Here is a 16,996-nt window from a genome sequence, read left to right as displayed (position 1 = left end):
GTCCTGTATTCGCCGGCCGCGTCCCGGCGCTCCCTCACGAAGAACGCCCGCCGAACCCCGTGCGGTTCCGCCACAGCTGCTCCTGAACGCCCATGCGCTCGCGCAGCCGGGTCAGGCGTGGCATTCGGGCGCGCTGGTCCTGCGACACGCGGTCCAGTTCCTCCAGCAGCCTGCGTGAGCGGTGCTCGGTGTCGAGCTCGTCGAGGATGCGGTTCACCTCGGTGAGTACGGCGCCGAGCAGCTGCCAGTGCCGGTCCTCGCGCTCGGCCTCCTCACGCAGCAGCAGGGCCAGCTTGTCGCGGGTGCCCGCCGCCGCGCGCAACTCGGCGGCGAGCCGGGACTCCGCCGCGTCGGCGTTGCTGCTGACATGAGTGGTGACCAGCACCGAGAAGCTGACCACCGCGTCGGCGATCTCCGACAGCAGCTGCTCCACGACCGCGCCGGTCTCCTTCGCGAACAGCGGCTCGGGCTCCCGCTCCTTCGCCAGGTCGGTGAGGGTGCGCGCGAGCACCCGCAGGACCACCGTGCAGATCTCCAGCGTGTCCAGTCCGGTGCGCAGCACCACCCGGTGCAGCAGGCTGTCGCGCACCCGCGGGTTGAGCCGCAGGCTGTCCTCGGCCTGCTTCAGCGCCGCGTCCACCTCGACGATGTCGTGGTCGAGCCGGCGTGCCTCGTGCAGCCGGGCGGCGGCCTGCTCGAACGGTGTGCGGCCGGCGGCCTCCTCGCCGATGCGCAGCATCAACTGCCGCAGCCGCCGGGCCAGTCCCTCCAGCGACTCACCGGCCTCCTCCACCCACACCGGTGGCGCGAGGAGCAGATTGAAGCCGAGCCCGACCACCGCGCCGATCAGTGTCTCCAGAATCCGCGCCCAGGCCGTGTCCCCGACGGTCGTGACCCCGAGGACCAGCATCGCGCTGATCGCCACTTCGGGCACGTACTCGTCGACCCGCACCAGATGCCCGACCACCAGCGAGGCCACGATCAGCAGCGCCAGACTCCACCAGGTCAGGCCGACCAGGAGGCTGAAGGCGATGGCGACGAGGACGCCGGCCACCACGGAGTTCACCCGTCGGATGCCGTTGGTGAGCGTCGCGTACAGCGTGACCTGGACGACCAGCAGCGCCGTCAGGGGCGCGGTCAGGGGCGCCTGCTCGGGGCTCAGGCGCAGCGCGATGACGTACGCGATCGTCGCCGCGGCCGCCGACCGCAGCGTCTGGACCACCACCGGGTCCCGGCGCAGCTTCCCGAGCCGCTCCAGGGACAGCGTGCCCTCACGTACCTCTCGCATCCTTGGGCTGTTCCCTTTCCACAGACGCTTCCCAACCCTGCTCGCGGAACGTGACGGTCCGCAAGGAACCCCCAGACTGAGCGCAGCGGTCGTGGTGCGGCAAGGGGCCGGGCTGGTGATCATCGACACCCGCGCGACACCCGCGCGACGTGAGGCCGGGCGGCCGACCGGGTCCGGACTGAGGAAAACCCCCGCCGCCACCCCCCGGTTGGCCGCACCCGGGGACGGCGGACCGCCGTATGGTCCCGGCCCGGGCCGGGACGCAAGCCTGGGATCATGAAACGGCATCCGACCGGACCGGCACTGACCCTCTTCATCATCCTCGCCGCCCTGACGACCGGCATCCCGGCCGCGGCGGCACCTACCTCCACCACGGTCGTCGGGGCGCTCGACCGTGCCGCCCACCCGTTGCGGACCGTGGAACCCGTCGGCGACACCGGCGACCTGCGCCCCCTGGACCGCATGATCGGCGACGCGCGCGTCGTCGGCCTGGGCGAGGCCACGCACAGCTCGCACGACTTCTTCGCCCTCAAGGACCGCGTCTTCCGCCACCTCGTCGAGGAACGGGGCTTCCGCACCTTCGCCGTGGAGGCCCCCTGGAGCACCGGCCTGCGCCTCAACGACTATGTGCTGTACGGCAAGGGCGATCCGCGGCGCATCATGCGTGAGGAGTTCCAGCGGGACTACCTGTGGTGGAACAACACCGACTATCTGCGGCTCGTGGAGTGGATGCGCGCCTACAACGTCCGGCACCCCGGGGACCCCGTCCGCTTCATGGGCGACGACATCGCCTGGACCGGACCCGAGCTGTACGACGCCGTCGAGGACTACGTGGCCGACGCCGCTCCCGAGCTGAGTGCCCGCCTGGCCGAGCTCTACCGCGGACTGCGGCCCACCGTGCCGACCGGGGCGTACATCGAGCAGTACCTGGGCCTGCCGTACGCCGAACGCAGGGAGCGGGCGGCGCGGACGGGGGAGGCGCTGCGGCTGGTCGAGCAGTTGGCCCCGGGTGCCGACCGCGCGGCGTACGACTGGGCGATCCAGCATGCGACGGCGATCGACCGGACCGCCCGGCAGTACGACTTCGATTTCGAGGACCCCGCACAGATCGCCGAGGCCATGCGCTACCGCGACGGGGCGATGGCCGCCAACGTGGTGTGGTGGCAGCGGCACACCGGCACCAAGGTGCTGCTGTCGGCGCACAACAACCACGTCGGCTATGTCCCGGAGGAACCCGCCGAGAACCCGAAGGTGCAGGGCGCGTTCCTGCGCGACCTCCTCGGCGCGGGCTATGTGAGCGTGGGCCTGACCTTCGACCACGGCTCGTTCAACGCCACCGGCCGGGACGACGAGACCGTCCGCCGCTGGACGCTCGGCCCGGCGGGCCCGGGCAGCAACGAGCGGACCCTCGACGGGGTGCGGCACCGCGACTACGTACTGGACCTACGGACCGCCGCAGCTCCGGCCCGTGACTGGCTGCGGCGGGCGCGCCCGACGCGCGGCATCGGCACCTCCTACCCCGACGGGCCGCACGACATCGCGCTCGCCCGCAGCTACGACGTGCTGATCCATCTGCACCGGGTGGAGGCGGCGCGGCTACGGGACCGTTAGCCGCCCGGCGCTCGTCAGACGTACAGCTTGTCGAGGAAGGCGGTGAGATTGCCCGTGGTCCGGGCGATCTGCTCCTCCAGCGTCAGGCTCTCCTCGAAGCGGCTCCCGGACTCCAGGTTCTTCTTGCCGCGGATGTACAGCGAACAGGCGAGGTCAGTACACATGTACAGACCCACCGAGTTGCCCTCACGGCCCGCCGCCCCCGCCTTGCGGGCCGTCATCAGCGAGACGCCGCCGCCCGGATGCGTCGTCAGGCACAGGGAGCACATGCTGCGGTGCAGGAAACCGCGCTGCGAGGACGGGAAGCGAAGAGTGACACCAACCGGTCGCCCCTCCCGCTCGGTGACCAGATAGCTGCGATCGGGGGCTCCCGGATCCCGCCAGCCGAGGAAGTCGAGATCGTCCCAAGGGCGTTCGTCGAGATCACGGGGGAGGGACAGGCGCTTGGCCTCGCCTTTCGAGCAGTTGATGAAAGAGTTGCGGATGTCCTGCTCGGTGAGCGGCTTCATGGGAGTCTCCTGGAGTGTACGGGTGCCGGAGGAAAACTAGGGTGTCTAGGTTCTTGGCTAGGGTAGGCAGCTCGATGAGGGGGAGCCAGTGAATTTCGGCCCTGTCGGGTCACCCCGGGCCCATGCCGCCCTTCGGCATGTCGCGGCCACTTCCGCGGGACCTGCCCTCGACCCCGACGTGCGCGTCACCCTCAACTTCCACCCGGACCGGCTGGTGCGGGGCAGGCCGATCCTGCGCGCGCTGGCCCTGGACGGCGGCTACCACTCGCAGTTCGTCACCGGCGTCAGCAACGGCGGACTCACCGCCCACCCCGGCGGCGACCGCTGGCGCTGGGAGAGCCGGATCTTCGGCGGCGTGTACGACGACGCGCCCCCGCACGAGCGGCCCGTGTACGGCGCGCTGAACTTCCGCCGTCAGGTGGTGGGCGCCGCCCCACGGTTCGGTTCCTCGCACTTCAGGCTGAACGGTGCGGCACTCGCCCGCGCCACCTTCTGCTATCCCGACAGTGCCGCCGAACCGACCGACTTCGGCGTCGCCGTCGGCATGCATCTCGTCGCGCTCGCCGAGAGCGACGAACAGGACGCCCTCAACGACTACATCGAGGCCCAGGTCCACGGCGGGGTTGTCCTCGCCCGTGACGTCGAGGCCGTCGTACTGGACGGCTGCTACCGGGGCACGCCCGTCGAGGCCGCGGCCCGTCTGCTGCCGTTCCCGGTCGAGTGGCACCCCGGCTACCGGCTCACCGTGGCCGACCTGCACCGCCACGCCGACTACCGGGGCCGGGAGTATGCCGAGCTCGGCGCCCGCATCGCCGAGGACGGCCGTATCGACCCGCGCGTGATCGGGGACGCCGCGCGGACCGGCCGTCATGAACTCCAGGACCTGAAGAGGGTGTGGCACACCCTCGCCCGCTTCGGCGCCCCTGAGGGTGCGGGGACCGCCTACTCCGGTCCCTCCGCGGCGGCCGGCGCCGGCGGCCACACCCCGGCGGCCAGCACCCCCAGCGCATAGGCGCGGGCCACCAGTTCCGTGCGGTTCGTCGCGTTCCAGCGGGTCGACAGGCGTCGCAGGTGGTAGTTGACGCCGTCCACGGTGAGGCCGGTCTCGCGGGCGGCCTGGGCGGTGGTGGCGCCGCCGGCCAGCAGGGCCAGGATGTGGGCCTCCCTCGGCGCCACCTTCGCGGGCCTGCGCCGATGCGGCTCGCGTTCGCCCAGGACGCGGAGCATCACCAGCAGCGCCGGCGTCTCCTCGACGGTGTCGCTCACCGGGTCCGCCGTCAGCTCCCCGTACCGCTCAGCACCGTCGGGCGCCGGCCAGCGCACCGAGACCTGGTACCGCGACCGGTGCCGCAGCCGCAGTGCCTCGGCGATGCGCTCCACCTGCGTCGCCTCCTGCGGCCGGAACAGCTCCAGTACCTCCCGGCCGCGCAGCCGCCCCGGGGTCGTACCGCACTCCGCCGCCATCGCCGGATTGGCCAGCAGGACCGCGCCGTACACATCGCAGACCGCGAGCGGCACCGAGACGCGGTCGAAGACCATCAGGGCGCGGTTGCGCCACACCACGGCCTCCGGGTGAGCCCGGTCCACCAGCACCTCCGGTCCCTCGGGCGCAAGAGCGACGCCCATCCGGGGACTACACAATCATGTAGGGCGGGGGTGCGGGCGGCCGGGGGCCGTCGATCACGCTGGACCGCAGTAGTCCCGTACCGCGAAAGGCAGTTGTCGCGCCATGCCCCCCACCGCGTTGCACCCGCAGACCCTCGACACCCTCCCCGGCGTCCCCGTCGTCGACATCACCGCCGTCGGACCCGGCCGCACCCCGATCCAGCAGGTCATGGAGCTGATGCGGGAGCACGGGCCGGTGCTCGTGCGGCGGCTGCACGGGCGGGACACGCTGTTCGCCGCCGATCTGGACATGGTGGCCGACCTCGCGGACGAGAAGCGGTTCGCCAAGCATGTGGGGCCCGCCCTGGAGAACGTCCGGGAGTTCGCCGCCGACGGCCTGTTCACGGCGTACAGCGACGAACCGAACTGGGCCAGGGCGCACGACATCCTCATGCCCGCCTTCGCGCTCGGCTCGATGCGCACCTATCACCCCGTGATGCTGAAGGTGGCCCAGCGGCTCATCGGGTCGTGGGACCGTGATGCCCGTGCCGGACAGCCGGTCAACGTTCCCGACGACATGACCCGCATGACCCTCGACACCATCGGGCTCGCCGGCTTCGGCTACGACTTCGGGTCCTTCGAGCGGGCCGAGCCGCACCCCTTCGTCGAATCGATGGTCCGCTGCCTGGAGTGGAGCATGACCCGGCTCGCTCGTGTCCCGGGTCGGGACCACTCGGCGGCCGACTCCTCCTTCCGGGACGACGCCGCCTACCTCGCCCAGGTCGTCGACGACGTCATCGCCTCCCGCGCCGGCACCGACCAGCGCGGCGCCCAGGACCTGCTCGGCCTCATGCTCACCGCCGAGCACCCGCAGGACGGCACCACCCTCGACGCCGCCAACATCCGCAACCAGGTCATCACCTTCCTGATCGCCGGCCACGAGACGACCTCCGGCGCGATGTCCTTCGCGCTGTACTACCTCGCCAAGCACCCGACGGCGCTCCAGCTCGTGCAGCGCGAGGTCGACGAGCTGTGGGGCGACCGGACCGACCCCGAGCCGACGTACGACGAGGTCGGCAAACTGACGTACACCCGCCAGGTCCTCAACGAGGCGCTGCGGCTGTGGCCCACGGCCGCCGCCTTCAGCCGCCACGCGCTGCAGGACACGATGCTGGGCGGGCGCATCCCGCTGCGCGCCGGGCAGTTCGTCACCGTCCTCGCCCCGATGCTGCACCGACAGCCGGTCTGGGGCGACAACCCCGAGCTGTTCGACCCCACCCGCTTCACGCCCGAGGCCGAGGCGGCGCGCTCGGTGCACGCCTTCAAGCCCTTCGGTACCGGTGAACGCGCCTGCATCGGGCGGCAGTTCGCGCTGCACGAGGCGACCATGCTGCTGGCGATGCTGGTCCACCGTTACCGGCTGCACGACCACGCCGACTACCGCCTCACCGTCAAGGAGACCCTCACCCTCAAGCCCGACGGCTTCACCCTCACCCTGACCCGGCGCACGCCCGCCGACCGCGTGCACACCCCGCTGCCCGGCACCGCCCCCGCGACCACCGAAGCCGTGTCCGACACGGCCGCCCTGCCCGCCCGCGTCCGCCCCGGCACCAGCGCCCTGTTCCTGCACGGCAGCAACTACGGCACCTGCCGCGACTTCGCCGCCCAACTCGCCGACGAAGCCGCCGCCCTCGGCTGCGAGACGCAGACCGCGCCCCTCGACGACTACGCCGGTGGCCTGCCCACCGACCGCCCGGTCGTGATCACCGCCGCCTCCTACAACGGCCGCCCCACCGACGACGCCACCACCTTCGCCGCCTGGCTGGAGGAGGCCTCCGACGCCGGTGACGTCACCTACGCCGTCCTGGGCGTCGGCGACCGCAACTGGGCCGCCACCTACCAGCACGTCCCGGCCCGCTTCGACGACCGCCTCGCCGAACTCGGCGCCACCCGTCTGATCGACCGCGCCGCCGCCGACGCCTCCGGCGATCTGACGGGTGCGGTACGGGACTTCACGGCCGGGCTCCGCAGGGCTCTGCTGGAGCGGTACGGCGACCCGGACGCCACCGCCCCGGCCGACGACGAGCCCACGACGGCGTACGAGGTCCGCACCCTGACCGGCGGCCCCCTCGACGCCCTCGCCGAACGCCACGGCCTCCTGCCCATGACGGTCACCGAGGCCCACGACCTCACCGCCCCCGGACACCCCCGCCGCAAGCGCTTCGTCCGCCTCGCCCTGCCGGACGGCGTCACCTACCGCACCGCCGACCACCTCACCGTGCTCCCCGTCAACGCGCCGGCGCTGGTCGAGCGAGCCGCCGCCGCGTTCGGCGTCGACCTCGACACGGTCCTGGACATCCGGGCCACCCGCCCCCGCCGGGACGGCCTCGCCATCGACCGGCCCCTGTCCGTACGCCAACTCCTCACCCACCACGTCGAGTTGCAGGAGCGTCCGACCGCCGCCCAGTTGTCCGCGCTCGCCGCCGCCAACCCGTGCCCGCCGGAGCGCATGGCGCTGGCGAACCTGACCGATGCCCCGCGCACCCTGGTCGAGGTGATCGAGGACTTCCCCGCCCTGCGGGGCGCCCTGGACTGGCCGACGCTGCTCGACCTCCTCACCCCGCTGCGCCCCCGCCACTACTCCATCTCCTCCTCGCCCGCCGTCGACCCCGGCCACGCGGACCTGATGGTGTCCCTGCTGGAGGCTCCGGCCCGCTCGGGCAAGGGCCTCTACCGAGGCACCGGATCCGGACACCTCACGACCGTCCAGCCCGGCGACACCGTGTACGCCCGCGTGCAGCCGTGCCGGGAGGCCTTCCGGGTCGACCACTCCGCCCCGGTCGTGTTGATCGCTGCGGGCACCGGCCTCGCCCCGTTCCGCGGCGCCGTCGCCGACCGGGCCGTGGCCCTGGCCGAGGGCACCCAACTCCCGTCCGCGCTGTGCTACTTCGGCTGTGACGCCCCGGACGCCGACTTCCTGCACGCCGAGGAGTTGCGTGCCGCCGAGACCGCCGGTGCCGTGTCGCTGCGCCCGGCCTTCAGCACCGCCGGGACGTTCGTGCAGCACCGCATCGCCGCCGAGGCGGACGAGGTCTGGGACCTCCTCGAAGCGGGCGCCCGGGTGTATGTCTGCGGCGACGGTTCGAAAATGGCACCCGGAGTGCGAGAAGTGTTCCGTACCCTGTTCCGGGACCGCGCGCCGGGCTCCGGCGAGGAGGCCGCCGAGCAGTGGCTCGACGTACTGGTGCGGGAGGGGCGTTACGTGGAGGACGTGTACGCCGTGGGCTGACACAGCGGGAATGGGGCGGGGCGTTGACGGACTCCTGGAACTGGGCTCGGCGCGTACTGAAGAGCGCACGCCTCGACCCCGGCCTGCTTGCCGGGGTCCGGCCCCTGAGCGGCGGCACGTACAACACCGTCGAGGAACTCCTCCTCATAGACGGCAGTCGATACATCCTCAAGGTCCCGCCCGCGTCCACCGTCCCGGGCCTGCGCCACGAGCGCGGCCTGCTGACCTCCGAGGCGGAGTTCTACCGCGGGGCCGCCGGGGCAGAGGTCCAGGCGCCGCACGTCGTGGTCGTCGACGAGAAGGCCGCCGTACCGTATCTGCTGATGACGGCCTGCCCCGGCGAGCCCTGGGACGGCTCGCTCCCCGAAGCCGAAAGGGCCCCGCTGCGCCGGGAGCTGGGCCGCCAGGTGGCCCGTCTGCACACGGTGACCGGGCCGGGTTTCGGCTACCCCTCCGGCGCCCTCGGCCCGCTCGCGCCCGACTGGCGGACCGCGTTCACAGCCATGATCGAGGCCGTCCTGCACGACGCCCGGGACTACGAGGCCCGGCTGCCCCGCTCCGCCGACCAGGTGGCCCGCCTGCTCCGGCCCGCCTACCCCGCGCTCGACGAGGTCACGGTCCCCGCACTGGTCCACTTCGACCTGTGGGACGGGAACATCCTGCTGGACCGCACGGCAGAGCAGGAGCCCCGCATCGGCGGGCTCATCGACGGCGAGCGGATGTTCTGGGGCGACCCCCTCGCCGACTTCGTCTCCCTGGCGCTGCTCGGGGACATCAGGAAGGACGAGGCGTTCCTCGCGGGCTACCGGGAGGCGGGCGGCCGGGCCGAGTTCGACGTCCCGGCCCGTCTGCGGCTGGCCCTTTACCGCGCCTACCTCTACCTGATCATGCTCACCGAGACGGTCCCGCGAGCGGTCGACGCCGACAAGGAACGCTGGGTCCAGGCGGTGGTCGCGCCGGAACTCGTGGCAGCGCTGGACGAGATCGAGCAACTCGCCCAGACTGCTTAGATCTTGAGGGCTCGAGGAAGGGAGCCGCATGGCGGGGCGGAACGGGCGCACGGTACGCGACCTCAGACGGGGCAACCGCACGGCCGTACTGCAGCGCCTCTACTTCGACGGCCCCCTCAGCCGCTTCGAACTCGGCCCGGCGACCGGGCTCAGCTCCGGCTCCGTCAGCAATGTAGTCGCCGAGCTGATCGCCGACGGCCTGGTCGAGGAGGCCGGCAGCGTCGACTCCGACGGCGGCCGCCCCCGCATCCTCCTGCGCGTGGCTCCCGGCAGCGGTCACATGATCGGCGTCGATGTCGGCGAGACCCGGGTGCGGATCGGACTGTTCGACCTTACCCTCACCGAACTCGCCCGCGCCGAACGGCCTTTGGCACGGCAGCGGTACGAGGTCGAAGGCATCGTCGGCCATGTGCGCGACGGCATCGCCGAGGTGCTCGCGGGCGCCGGCGCCGGGCCCGAACGGCTCCTCGGCGTCGGGATCGGCGTCCCCGGCATCGTCGAACACACGCCGCGGCAAGGTGCCGTGGTGCACGGGCAGACGATCGGCTGGGACGCGGTACCGCTGGAGCGGCTCCTGCGTGAGGGTTCCGAACTCCCGGACAGCGTCCCGTACTTCATCGACAACGGGGCCAGAACCCTCGGCCAGGCAGAGATGTGGTTCGGCGGCGGACGCGGCGCCCACAGCGCGGTCGTCGTGCTCTTCGGCTCCGGCGTCGGCGCCTGTCTGGTCACTCCGGAGGCGGAGCGCGGGCGGGCGGTGGAGTGGGGGCATCTGACGGTACGGGTCAGGGGGCGCCGCTGCCGGTGCGGTGCGCTCGGCTGCCTGGAGGCGTACGCGGGCGCCGAGTCGCTGCTGGAACGCTGGCGCGAGGAGGGCGGGAGCGTGCCGGAGGGCGCCGACGAGGAGACCGCATTGGCGGCGATGCTGGCCGGCGCCTTTCCACCCGAGGGCGGTGCGGCCGACCCGGTGGCGGTCGCCGTACTGGAGGAGACGGCCGAGTACGTGGGCGCGGGCCTGTCCGACCTGATCAACCTCTTCCAGCCCGAGCGCATCCTGATCGGCGGCTGGGCGGGTCTCCGGCTCGGCGCCCACCTCCTGCCCGCCGTACGCCGGCACGCGGCGTCGTACGCCCTGCGGCATCCGGCCGGGAAGGTCACCGTCGACCTGGGCAGGCTCGGCCCGGACGCGGTCACCGTCGGTGCCGCGCTCCTGCCGCTCGCCGACTTCTTCGCCCGCGGCGGCCGCCGCCCCGAGCCCGTGCCCGAGGGACCGTCGCCCGCCTGGCGCACGGCCCTGGCGGAGCGGGTGGCGCCCTGAGGTTTCGCCGCTGGTGGGAACGGTACTCGCGGGGCTCACGACGACCTTGGACGATGCGAGGGAGGTGCACCATGACCGACGAACGCCGCACGACGCAGGACAAGACCGACGAGCCCGTGCCGCGGGATCTGCCGGACCAGCAGGCGAACCCGGCGCAGGACCCGTGGGAGGTGTCCGTCGAGCCCGCGGACGCCAGCACCGAAGGGGACGACGTACCCGACACGGACGAGGCGGGCACGGGCCGGCAGGGTGCAGCCCGGTCCGACACGGTCCACCCGGAACACCCGGAGCCCGAGGAGCCGTCCGGCTGAGACGTCCTGCCCTGGGCGGGGCGCTGGTCAGCCCACCTTGCGGCCCCGCATCGGCTCGGTCGGCGCCCCCTCACCGCGCTGCATGCCGTGCAGGAACTCCTCCAGCACCTCGGGCGCCGTGCGCTCCGGGCGCCAGCCCAGTTCCGTGCGGGCGCGTGTGCAGTCCATCAGCGGCAGCCTGAGCACCGCGTCGAAGAGGTGCGGGGAGGCGGGCAGCAGATGCAGCCCCCACGCCGCGGCGATCGCCGAGCGGGCCGCCGTGGGCGGGAGGCGGACCGGGCGGGCGCCGAGCATTTCGCCCAGCAGGGCCGCGTCGACGGGGGGTTCGGCCGCGAGGTTGAACGCGCCACGGACGTCGGACTTCACGGCGAGCAGATACGCCTCGGCCGCGTCGTCCGTGTGCAGGGCCTGCACCCGCAGTCCCGGAATGTCGGGCAGGAACGGCAGCAGCTCCGGGCGCGCCAGCGGCCCCGGCAGGAAGCGGCCGCCGAAGATACGACGCTGCTCGCTCGCCGACTCCCGCTTGAACAGGAACGCCGGCCGCATCCGCACCACCCGCATCCTCGGGTGGGCCCGGTCGAACGTGTCCAGCATCCGCTCCAGATAGGCCTTCTCCCGGCAGTACGCGGCGTCGGGCCAGCCGTGTGTCGGCCACGACTCGTCCACGGCCTGGTCCTTCGGTCCGGGCGAGTACGCGCCGACCGACGACGCGTGCACCAGCGTCGGGACCCCCGCCGCGGCCGCCGCGTCGAAGACCCGGATGCTGCCCAGCACGTTCGTCCGCCAGGTCACGGCCGGATCGTGCGTGGGCTGGAACGCCCAGGCCAGATGGATGACGGCATCGACGCCCTCGAACAGGGGCACCAGGTCGGTCTGCTCGGACGCCAGGTCGACCGCCGCCCAGTCCGTCTTCGGCGGCGACCACTCGGGCATCCTGCGGGCCAGCCCCAGCACGGAGCCGACCTGCGGATCCTCCGAGAGGAGCCGTACCACGCTCGTACCGACATTGCCCGTGGCACCGGTGACCACGATCCTGCGGGCCGGTTCGCTGCTCACCTGAGGCTCCTCACGGGAGTGGGGGCGGGAGCGTCCGAGTACCCCGTCCGAGCCGCCCGCACGCCCCGCACCCGGACAGGGGAAAGCCCCGACCGGACGGGGGAGTGCCGGTCGGGGCGGTCAGTGGTGGGTGCGGATGGCGGTCGCCTCTCGGCGAAAGGCTCCACAGGGCTTCAGCCGAACGATCGTCCCTGTGGGCAAAAGGTGAGGCCCGGGGACACTGTCCCATCCGCACCCACGTGTCGTTCAACGGGCAACGACCTTTCGGTGTTCCAGCGCGAGGGGCGATGTGAGGTGATCCGCGTCACCCCCGCCGACCTGCCGGAACGGTCTCGCTCCACACGTTCTCGGCCTGCAGCAGCAGGGTCCCGAGAACCGTCGCCCGGGCCGCGCCCTGCCCGGCGTGATCCCGCAGCAAGTCCTGCAACTCCTGGTGCAGCCGCAGCATCGCGGCCTCGGTCCGGCCGTCCGGGCAGGCGTCACCTCCGGCCCCGAGCAGTCGACGGCTCTCCGTGTGGCAGACCTCGCCGATCAGCTCCAGCAGCCTGGCGTACGTCCGCAGCGCGGGCCCGTCGGGTGGCAGGGGCGTGCGGTCCTCGTCGGCCGCGACGGCCAGCGTCCGGGTGAGCGCCCTGATGTGCCCGGTGACACGGCTCCAGCGTTCGTCCTCCTCCTCCGGCGGTGCCGGCGCGGGAGGGCGCCGAAGGCCACGCAGCGGTCCTGCGGTCAGCCGCAGGCTCTCCCGGCTCCAGCCACGCGCGGACCGCAGCGCCTCCAGCCGACGCTCCAGGCGCGCCGAGGCGCTCGACCAGCCGGCCGCGCTCTGCGCGTTCCATTCGGTCTCCCGCAGATCCACGGCCACGGTGTGCAGGAGGTCTCCCGCTTCCCGGGCCAGCGCCGCGAGGTTCTCCCGTACGTCCCGCAGATGGATCGGCGGCAGGACGAGCGCGTTGACGGCGACCCCGATCACCGCGCCGAGAGCGGCCTGCCCGACCCGGTGTCCGACCGCGGACGCTCCGGCGACGCCCGACGCGAGGGTGAACAGCGCCGTGGTCGCGCCGAAGACGCCCTGGTCACCGAAGCGCGGCCAGTTGGCCAGCAGCATCAGCAGAGGTATCGACAGGGCCAGCGCGCCCATGGTGCTCCCGGTGACCGCCAGCGCCGCCGACGCCAGTACGGTCCCGGCACAGATCGCGCCGAACTGCTGCGCGGCCCGCAGCAGTGAGCTGTACACGGTGGCCTGCACCAGGATCAGCGCGACCCAGGACGCCATCAGGGCCATCGGATCGCCCAGCCACACGCTCCCCACGAGCCAGGCGAGCAGTGCCGCTGCCGCCGCCTTGAGCGACTGCACGACCAGGTCCCGCTCCCGGCCCGGCCCGCGCCAGGCGGCGCGGGCGGCCCGGCCGACGGCATGCGCCTCCCGCCGTAGCGCGTCGGTCACGCGCGCATCCCCGAGCGCCCGCTGTCGTAGGGACTCCACCGTCCGGGCGCCCCGGCGCGTGGGCCGGGGCGCCGCATCCGTGCCACGCGTCATCCGCGGTTCGGGTCCGCGCCGCCCGGCACGTCGGCCAAGGGGCTGTCCGCCAGGGACGCCAACAGGTGGGCCGGATCCGCATAGACCGCTTGCGCTCCCGCGTCCAGCAGGTCGGCGCGGGGGATGCCGCCGCACAGGACGCCCACACAGCGCACTCCGGCCAGGGTCCCGGCCCGCATGTCCCACACGGTGTCGCCGACGAACACAGCGCGCTCCGCGGGCACCCCGGCCAGTTCCAGGGCGTGCTCGACGGGCTCCGGCGCGGGCTTGCCCTCCTCGACGTCGTCGGCGCTCGCGGTGGCGGTGATCGCGTCGTCCGCCGAGATCGCCCGACGCAGCGCGGACAGCTCGGCGCCGCCCGCCGACGTCGCGAGGACGACTCGCCAGCCGTTGCGGTCGAGGCGCCGCAGCAGCCGGCCCGCGTCCCGCAGCGGGGGCAGCCGATCGAAGTACTGGCCGTACAGGGCCTTGTGGGCGGCGCTCAACCCGGCGTCCTGGTCCTTGTCCCGGTCGTCGCCGAGGAGGTGGGCGATCAGGTCGGTCGAGCCGAGACCGACGGCCCGGTGGACGGCGTGCATCGGCACCTGGTGTCCGGCCTGCCGGAAGGCTTCCCACCAGGTCGTGACGTGCAGATGGTTGGTGTCGACGAGGGTTCCGTCGACGTCGAACACGGCCGCCCGTTCCATGTGCTGTCCCTTCCTCACGCGCCGTTCCTCCAGAGCCGGAGCCGCACGAGTACCACGTCAGGCGCCCGCCACTCGGGACGGTGTCTGGCCCTCGCGGGTCCAGGCCAGCAGTTCCGCCAGGTCCCAGGTGGTCACCACCCGCTCGGCCGGCACCCCGCACTCCTCCGCGCGGGCGCAGCCGAGGATCTGCCAGTCCAGCTGGCCGGGCGCGTGCGCGTCGGTGTCGATCGAGAACAGCACGCCCGCCTCGGCGGCCCGGCGCAGCAGCCTGCGCGGCGGGTCCAGCCGCTCCGGACGGCTGTTGATCTCCACTGCCGTACCCGACTCGGCGCACGCGGCGAACACCTCGTCCGCGTCGAACTCCGACTCGGGCCGTCCCCGCCCGGTCACCAGCCTGCCCGTGCAGTGCCCCAGAACGTTCGCGTGCGGATCGCGTACGGCGGCCACCATGCGCCGCGTCATCGCGTGGGCCTCCATGCGCAGCTTGGAGTGCACGGACACCACCACGACGTCGAGCCGCTCCAGCAGCTCGGGTTCCTGGTCGAGCGAGCCGTCCTCGAGGATGTCGCACTCGATGCCGGTGAGCAGCCGGAACGGCGCCCAGGTCTCGTTCAGCTCCGCCACCACGTCCAGCTGCCGGCGCAGCCGCTCGGGAGACAGTCCACGGGCCACGGTCAGCCGGGGCGAGTGGTCGGTGAGTGCCGCCCACTCGTGGCCCAGCTGCGCCGCGGCCCTGCCCATCTCCTCGATCGGACTGCCGCCGTCGGACCAGTCGGAGTGCAGATGGCAGTCCCCGCGCAGCAACGCCCGCAGCCGCCCGCCGACCCGGCCTTCAGGCCCGGCGAACTCCTCGGCCTCGCCCTCCAGCTTCTCCAGATAGCCCGGCGTCCCACCGGCCAGTGCCTCGCGTACCACCTGGGCCGTCTTCGGACCGACGCCCCTGAGCGACTCCAGTGACCCGGCCGCCGCCCGCTCGCGCACCTCGTCCTCGGGCAGCTCGGCCAGGACCCGGGCGGCCGTACGGAAGGCGCGTACGCGATACGTCGGTGCCAGGGACCGCTCCAGCAGGAACGCGATCCGGTTCAGCGCCTCGACGGGATCCATCGCCACCTCCCCCTCCAGGGTTCCCCTGGGCCGCCGCCCCCGCACGACGGCGTGACGGAACGTGTGGGTGACTCGGAGGATTCGCCGACCGGGATTGCGCTCTACGCTCTATTCATGACCGAAAGCGCGAGCCCGCACATTTCACACCCGCGGATCATCGTGCTCGGGGTTCAGCCGGGCACGCCTCCGTTCCGCATCCTGGAGATCGACGGCGAGGTCGTCGGTCAGGCGAAGACCGTCACCGACGTCCTGGAGGCCGCCGCCGCCTTCGGCATCACGGTCCATGACCTGGACGACCCGGATGTGGTCCGCTGGGTCGGCGGAGACAAGTTCACCTGGCACCACCACTAGTCGGCCGCGTCAGCCGACCGTCCACTTCTGGTTGGTGCCGCCCGTGCAGGTCCAGATCTGCAGCCGGGTGCCGTTGGCCGAGTCGTTGCCGGTCGCGTCCAGGCACTTGTCGGACTGCGGATTGACGATGTCGCGCGCCGTGGAAACGGCCCATCTCTGGTTCGGACCGCCGGTGCAGTCCCACAGCTGGACGGTCGAGCCGTCCGCGGTGCCGTTGCCCGTCACGTCCAGGCACTTGCCGAGCGCGCGGAGCGTGCCGTCCGCGCCGGCGGTCCACTGCTGGGCCGCGGAGCCGTTGCAGTCGTAGAGCTGCACGGGCGTGCCGTCCGCGGGGTTCGCACCGGCCACGTCCACGCACTTGCCGGCCAGGCCCCTGATCGGGACGCCGAAGGCCGAGTCGCCGGTCGTCACCGAGACGTGGTCCACGATCAGCCGCTGCGGGAAGACCGTGGATCCGTCCGGGTCGCCGGGCCAGTAGCCGCCGACCGCGAGGTTCAGGATCAGGAAGAACGGCTTGTTGAACACCCAGGTCCGCCCGCCCAGGTCGGCGGGGGTGCGCCGCTGGTAGACGTTCCCGTCCACGGACCAGGTGATCGAGTCGGGCGCCCAGTCGATGGCGAATGTGTGGAAGGCGTCGGCGAAGGCCTGCCCGTTCGGGAGGGAGTACGCGGCCCCTATGCCGCCCGACCCGGAGTAGCCGGGGCCGTGGAGCGTGCCGTGCACGGTGGAGGGCTCGAAACCGACGTTCTCCATGATGTCGATCTCGCCCGAGTCCGGCCAGTTCACCGGTGTGCCGAGCATCCAGAACGCGGGCCACATGCCCTGCCCGCGCGGCACTTTCAGCCGCGCCTCGACATGCCCGTACTGGGCGGTGAACTTGCCCGCGGTGTTCAGCCGGGCCGAGGTGTACTGGCAAGTTCCGTACCAGCACTGGTAGTTGGCGGGATTCTCGCGCCTGGCCGTGATCACCAGGTGGCCCTGGCCGTCCAGGGCCGCGTTCTTGTTACCCGAGGTGTAGTACTGCCGCTCGTGGTTGTTGACGTTGTCGCCGGTCTCGATCTGCCACTTCGAGGAGTCGACCGCGGCACCGGCGGGCCCGTCGAAGCTGTCGGAGAACGTCACCGCGGCGGCCGTGACGGCCGGTGGTTCCGCCTGAGCGGGCCCGATCGCGGCGGACGCGACCAGGACGGCCGACAGAGCGGCGAGGAGACCCGTGCGGAGCAGGCGTGGGGTGGCCATCGTGCTCCCTTCCGTACGACGCCCCGGGGGCGGGCGCGCCGAGCGAGGTGGGGGTGAAAGGGGATAGGCGGGGGGTAAAGGT

General features: G+C 72.6%; 15 protein-coding genes. 7 read left to right on the top strand and 8 right to left on the bottom strand.

Features of this window, described 5'->3' with window-relative positions; translation table 11 throughout:
• Positions 1-34: 34 nt before the first annotated feature.
• On the bottom strand, positions 35-1,288 hold the full coding sequence (locus ACTMVF_RS36495; RefSeq protein WP_441275354.1) for an FUSC family protein: 1,254 nt from the start codon (positions 1,286-1,288) through the stop codon (positions 35-37).
• Positions 1,289-1,564: 276 nt separating this feature from the next.
• On the opposite strand from ACTMVF_RS36495, the gene ACTMVF_RS36490 reads away from it, so the two are divergent.
• Positions 1,565-2,899, top strand: coding sequence for an erythromycin esterase family protein (locus tag ACTMVF_RS36490; RefSeq protein WP_441275353.1), 1,335 nt, complete (start codon positions 1,565-1,567; stop codon positions 2,897-2,899).
• 14 nt (positions 2,900-2,913) lie between these two features.
• Here ACTMVF_RS36490 and ACTMVF_RS36485 read toward each other — a convergent pair whose 3' ends face one another.
• A complete protein-coding gene (locus ACTMVF_RS36485) occupies positions 2,914-3,408 on the bottom strand; it encodes an FBP domain-containing protein (RefSeq protein ID WP_441275352.1) in 495 nt (164 codons plus the stop codon).
• A gap of 88 nt (positions 3,409-3,496) precedes the next feature.
• Here ACTMVF_RS36485 and ACTMVF_RS36480 point away from each other — a divergent pair, with 88 nt between their 5' ends.
• Entirely contained in the window at positions 3,497-4,420 is a 924-nt protein-coding gene (locus ACTMVF_RS36480) for a DUF3626 domain-containing protein (RefSeq protein ID WP_441275351.1), read from the top strand.
• On the opposite strand, the gene ACTMVF_RS36475 is transcribed toward ACTMVF_RS36480, so the two are convergent.
• A complete protein-coding gene (locus ACTMVF_RS36475; protein ID WP_441275350.1) occupies positions 4,351-5,034 on the bottom strand; it encodes a PAS domain-containing protein in 684 nt (227 codons plus the stop codon). The two genes, ACTMVF_RS36480 and ACTMVF_RS36475, sit on opposite strands and share 70 nt — an antisense overlap.
• A gap of 103 nt (positions 5,035-5,137) precedes the next feature.
• On the opposite strand from ACTMVF_RS36475, the gene ACTMVF_RS36470 reads away from it, so the two are divergent.
• From ACTMVF_RS36470 to ACTMVF_RS36455, 4 genes are all read left to right on the top strand, one after another.
• Entirely contained in the window at positions 5,138-8,302 is a 3,165-nt protein-coding gene (locus ACTMVF_RS36470; protein WP_441275349.1) for a cytochrome P450, read from the top strand.
• 23 nt (positions 8,303-8,325) lie between these two features.
• Positions 8,326-9,312 (top strand): phosphotransferase family protein, encoded by a 987-nt coding sequence (locus ACTMVF_RS36465; RefSeq protein WP_441275348.1) that lies wholly within the window; start codon positions 8,326-8,328, stop codon positions 9,310-9,312.
• Positions 9,313-9,340: 28 nt separating this feature from the next.
• The gene (locus tag ACTMVF_RS36460; protein ID WP_441275347.1) at positions 9,341-10,630 is read left to right on the top strand and encodes an ROK family protein; all 1,290 of its coding nucleotides are present in this window, start codon (positions 9,341-9,343) and stop codon (positions 10,628-10,630) included.
• A 71-nt stretch (positions 10,631-10,701) separates the two neighbouring features.
• Positions 10,702-10,941 carry a hypothetical protein gene (locus ACTMVF_RS36455; protein WP_441275346.1) on the top strand — a complete coding sequence of 80 codons (240 nt, stop codon included), beginning with the start codon at positions 10,702-10,704 and terminating at the stop codon, positions 10,939-10,941.
• Between the two features lie 27 nt (positions 10,942-10,968).
• On the opposite strand, the gene ACTMVF_RS36450 is transcribed toward ACTMVF_RS36455, so the two are convergent.
• From ACTMVF_RS36450 to ACTMVF_RS36435, 4 genes are all read right to left on the bottom strand, one after another.
• A complete protein-coding gene (locus ACTMVF_RS36450) occupies positions 10,969-11,997 on the bottom strand; it encodes an SDR family oxidoreductase (protein ID WP_441275345.1) in 1,029 nt (342 codons plus the stop codon).
• A gap of 304 nt (positions 11,998-12,301) precedes the next feature.
• Complete coding sequence (locus ACTMVF_RS36445) at positions 12,302-13,441, bottom strand: FUSC family protein (protein WP_441275344.1); 1,140 nt, start codon at positions 13,439-13,441, stop codon at positions 12,302-12,304.
• Between the two features lie 89 nt (positions 13,442-13,530).
• A complete protein-coding gene (locus tag ACTMVF_RS36440) occupies positions 13,531-14,220 on the bottom strand; it encodes an HAD family hydrolase (RefSeq protein ID WP_441275397.1) in 690 nt (229 codons plus the stop codon).
• Between the two features lie 57 nt (positions 14,221-14,277).
• A complete protein-coding gene (locus ACTMVF_RS36435) occupies positions 14,278-15,324 on the bottom strand; it encodes a PHP domain-containing protein (RefSeq protein WP_441275343.1) in 1,047 nt (348 codons plus the stop codon).
• A gap of 114 nt (positions 15,325-15,438) precedes the next feature.
• Between ACTMVF_RS36435 and ACTMVF_RS36430 the strand changes: the two genes are divergently transcribed.
• Positions 15,439-15,675, top strand: coding sequence for a hypothetical protein (locus ACTMVF_RS36430; RefSeq protein WP_441275342.1), 237 nt, complete (start codon positions 15,439-15,441; stop codon positions 15,673-15,675).
• Between the two features lie 9 nt (positions 15,676-15,684).
• On the opposite strand, the gene ACTMVF_RS36425 is transcribed toward ACTMVF_RS36430, so the two are convergent.
• A complete protein-coding gene (locus tag ACTMVF_RS36425) occupies positions 15,685-16,914 on the bottom strand; it encodes a ricin-type beta-trefoil lectin domain protein (RefSeq protein ID WP_441275341.1) in 1,230 nt (409 codons plus the stop codon).
• Positions 16,915-16,996 lie beyond the last annotated feature (82 nt).

Origin of the sequence: Streptomyces sp. SD31 (assembly GCF_052068475.1) — a bacterium.
Lineage (GTDB): Bacteria > Actinomycetota > Actinomycetes > Streptomycetales > Streptomycetaceae > Streptomyces.
The sequence above is the reverse complement of the archived record's forward strand: the minus strand, read 5'-3'. Positions and strand labels throughout refer to the sequence as shown.

What these genes read in the sequence shown, in the direction of transcription:
- ACTMVF_RS36495 (WP_441275354.1), bottom strand. Translation starts at nt 1,288, where the DNA reads ATGCGAGAGGTACGTGAGGGCACGCTGTCCCTGGAGCGGCTCGGGAAG.
- ACTMVF_RS36490 (WP_441275353.1), top strand. Translation starts at nt 1,565, where the DNA reads ATGAAACGGCATCCGACCGGACCGGCACTGACCCTCTTCATCATCCTC.
- ACTMVF_RS36485 (WP_441275352.1), bottom strand. Translation starts at nt 3,408, where the DNA reads ATGAAGCCGCTCACCGAGCAGGACATCCGCAACTCTTTCATCAACTGC.
- ACTMVF_RS36475 (WP_441275350.1), bottom strand. Translation starts at nt 5,034, where the DNA reads ATGGGCGTCGCTCTTGCGCCCGAGGGACCGGAGGTGCTGGTGGACCGG.
- ACTMVF_RS36470 (WP_441275349.1), top strand. Translation starts at nt 5,138, where the DNA reads ATGCCCCCCACCGCGTTGCACCCGCAGACCCTCGACACCCTCCCCGGC.
- ACTMVF_RS36460 (WP_441275347.1), top strand. Translation starts at nt 9,341, where the DNA reads ATGGCGGGGCGGAACGGGCGCACGGTACGCGACCTCAGACGGGGCAAC.
- ACTMVF_RS36455 (WP_441275346.1), top strand. Translation starts at nt 10,702, where the DNA reads ATGACCGACGAACGCCGCACGACGCAGGACAAGACCGACGAGCCCGTG.
- ACTMVF_RS36440 (WP_441275397.1), bottom strand. Translation starts at nt 14,220, where the DNA reads ATGGAACGGGCGGCCGTGTTCGACGTCGACGGAACCCTCGTCGACACC.
- ACTMVF_RS36435 (WP_441275343.1), bottom strand. Translation starts at nt 15,324, where the DNA reads ATGGATCCCGTCGAGGCGCTGAACCGGATCGCGTTCCTGCTGGAGCGG.
- ACTMVF_RS36430 (WP_441275342.1), top strand. Translation starts at nt 15,439, where the DNA reads ATGACCGAAAGCGCGAGCCCGCACATTTCACACCCGCGGATCATCGTG.
- ACTMVF_RS36425 (WP_441275341.1), bottom strand. Translation starts at nt 16,914, where the DNA reads ATGGCCACCCCACGCCTGCTCCGCACGGGTCTCCTCGCCGCTCTGTCG.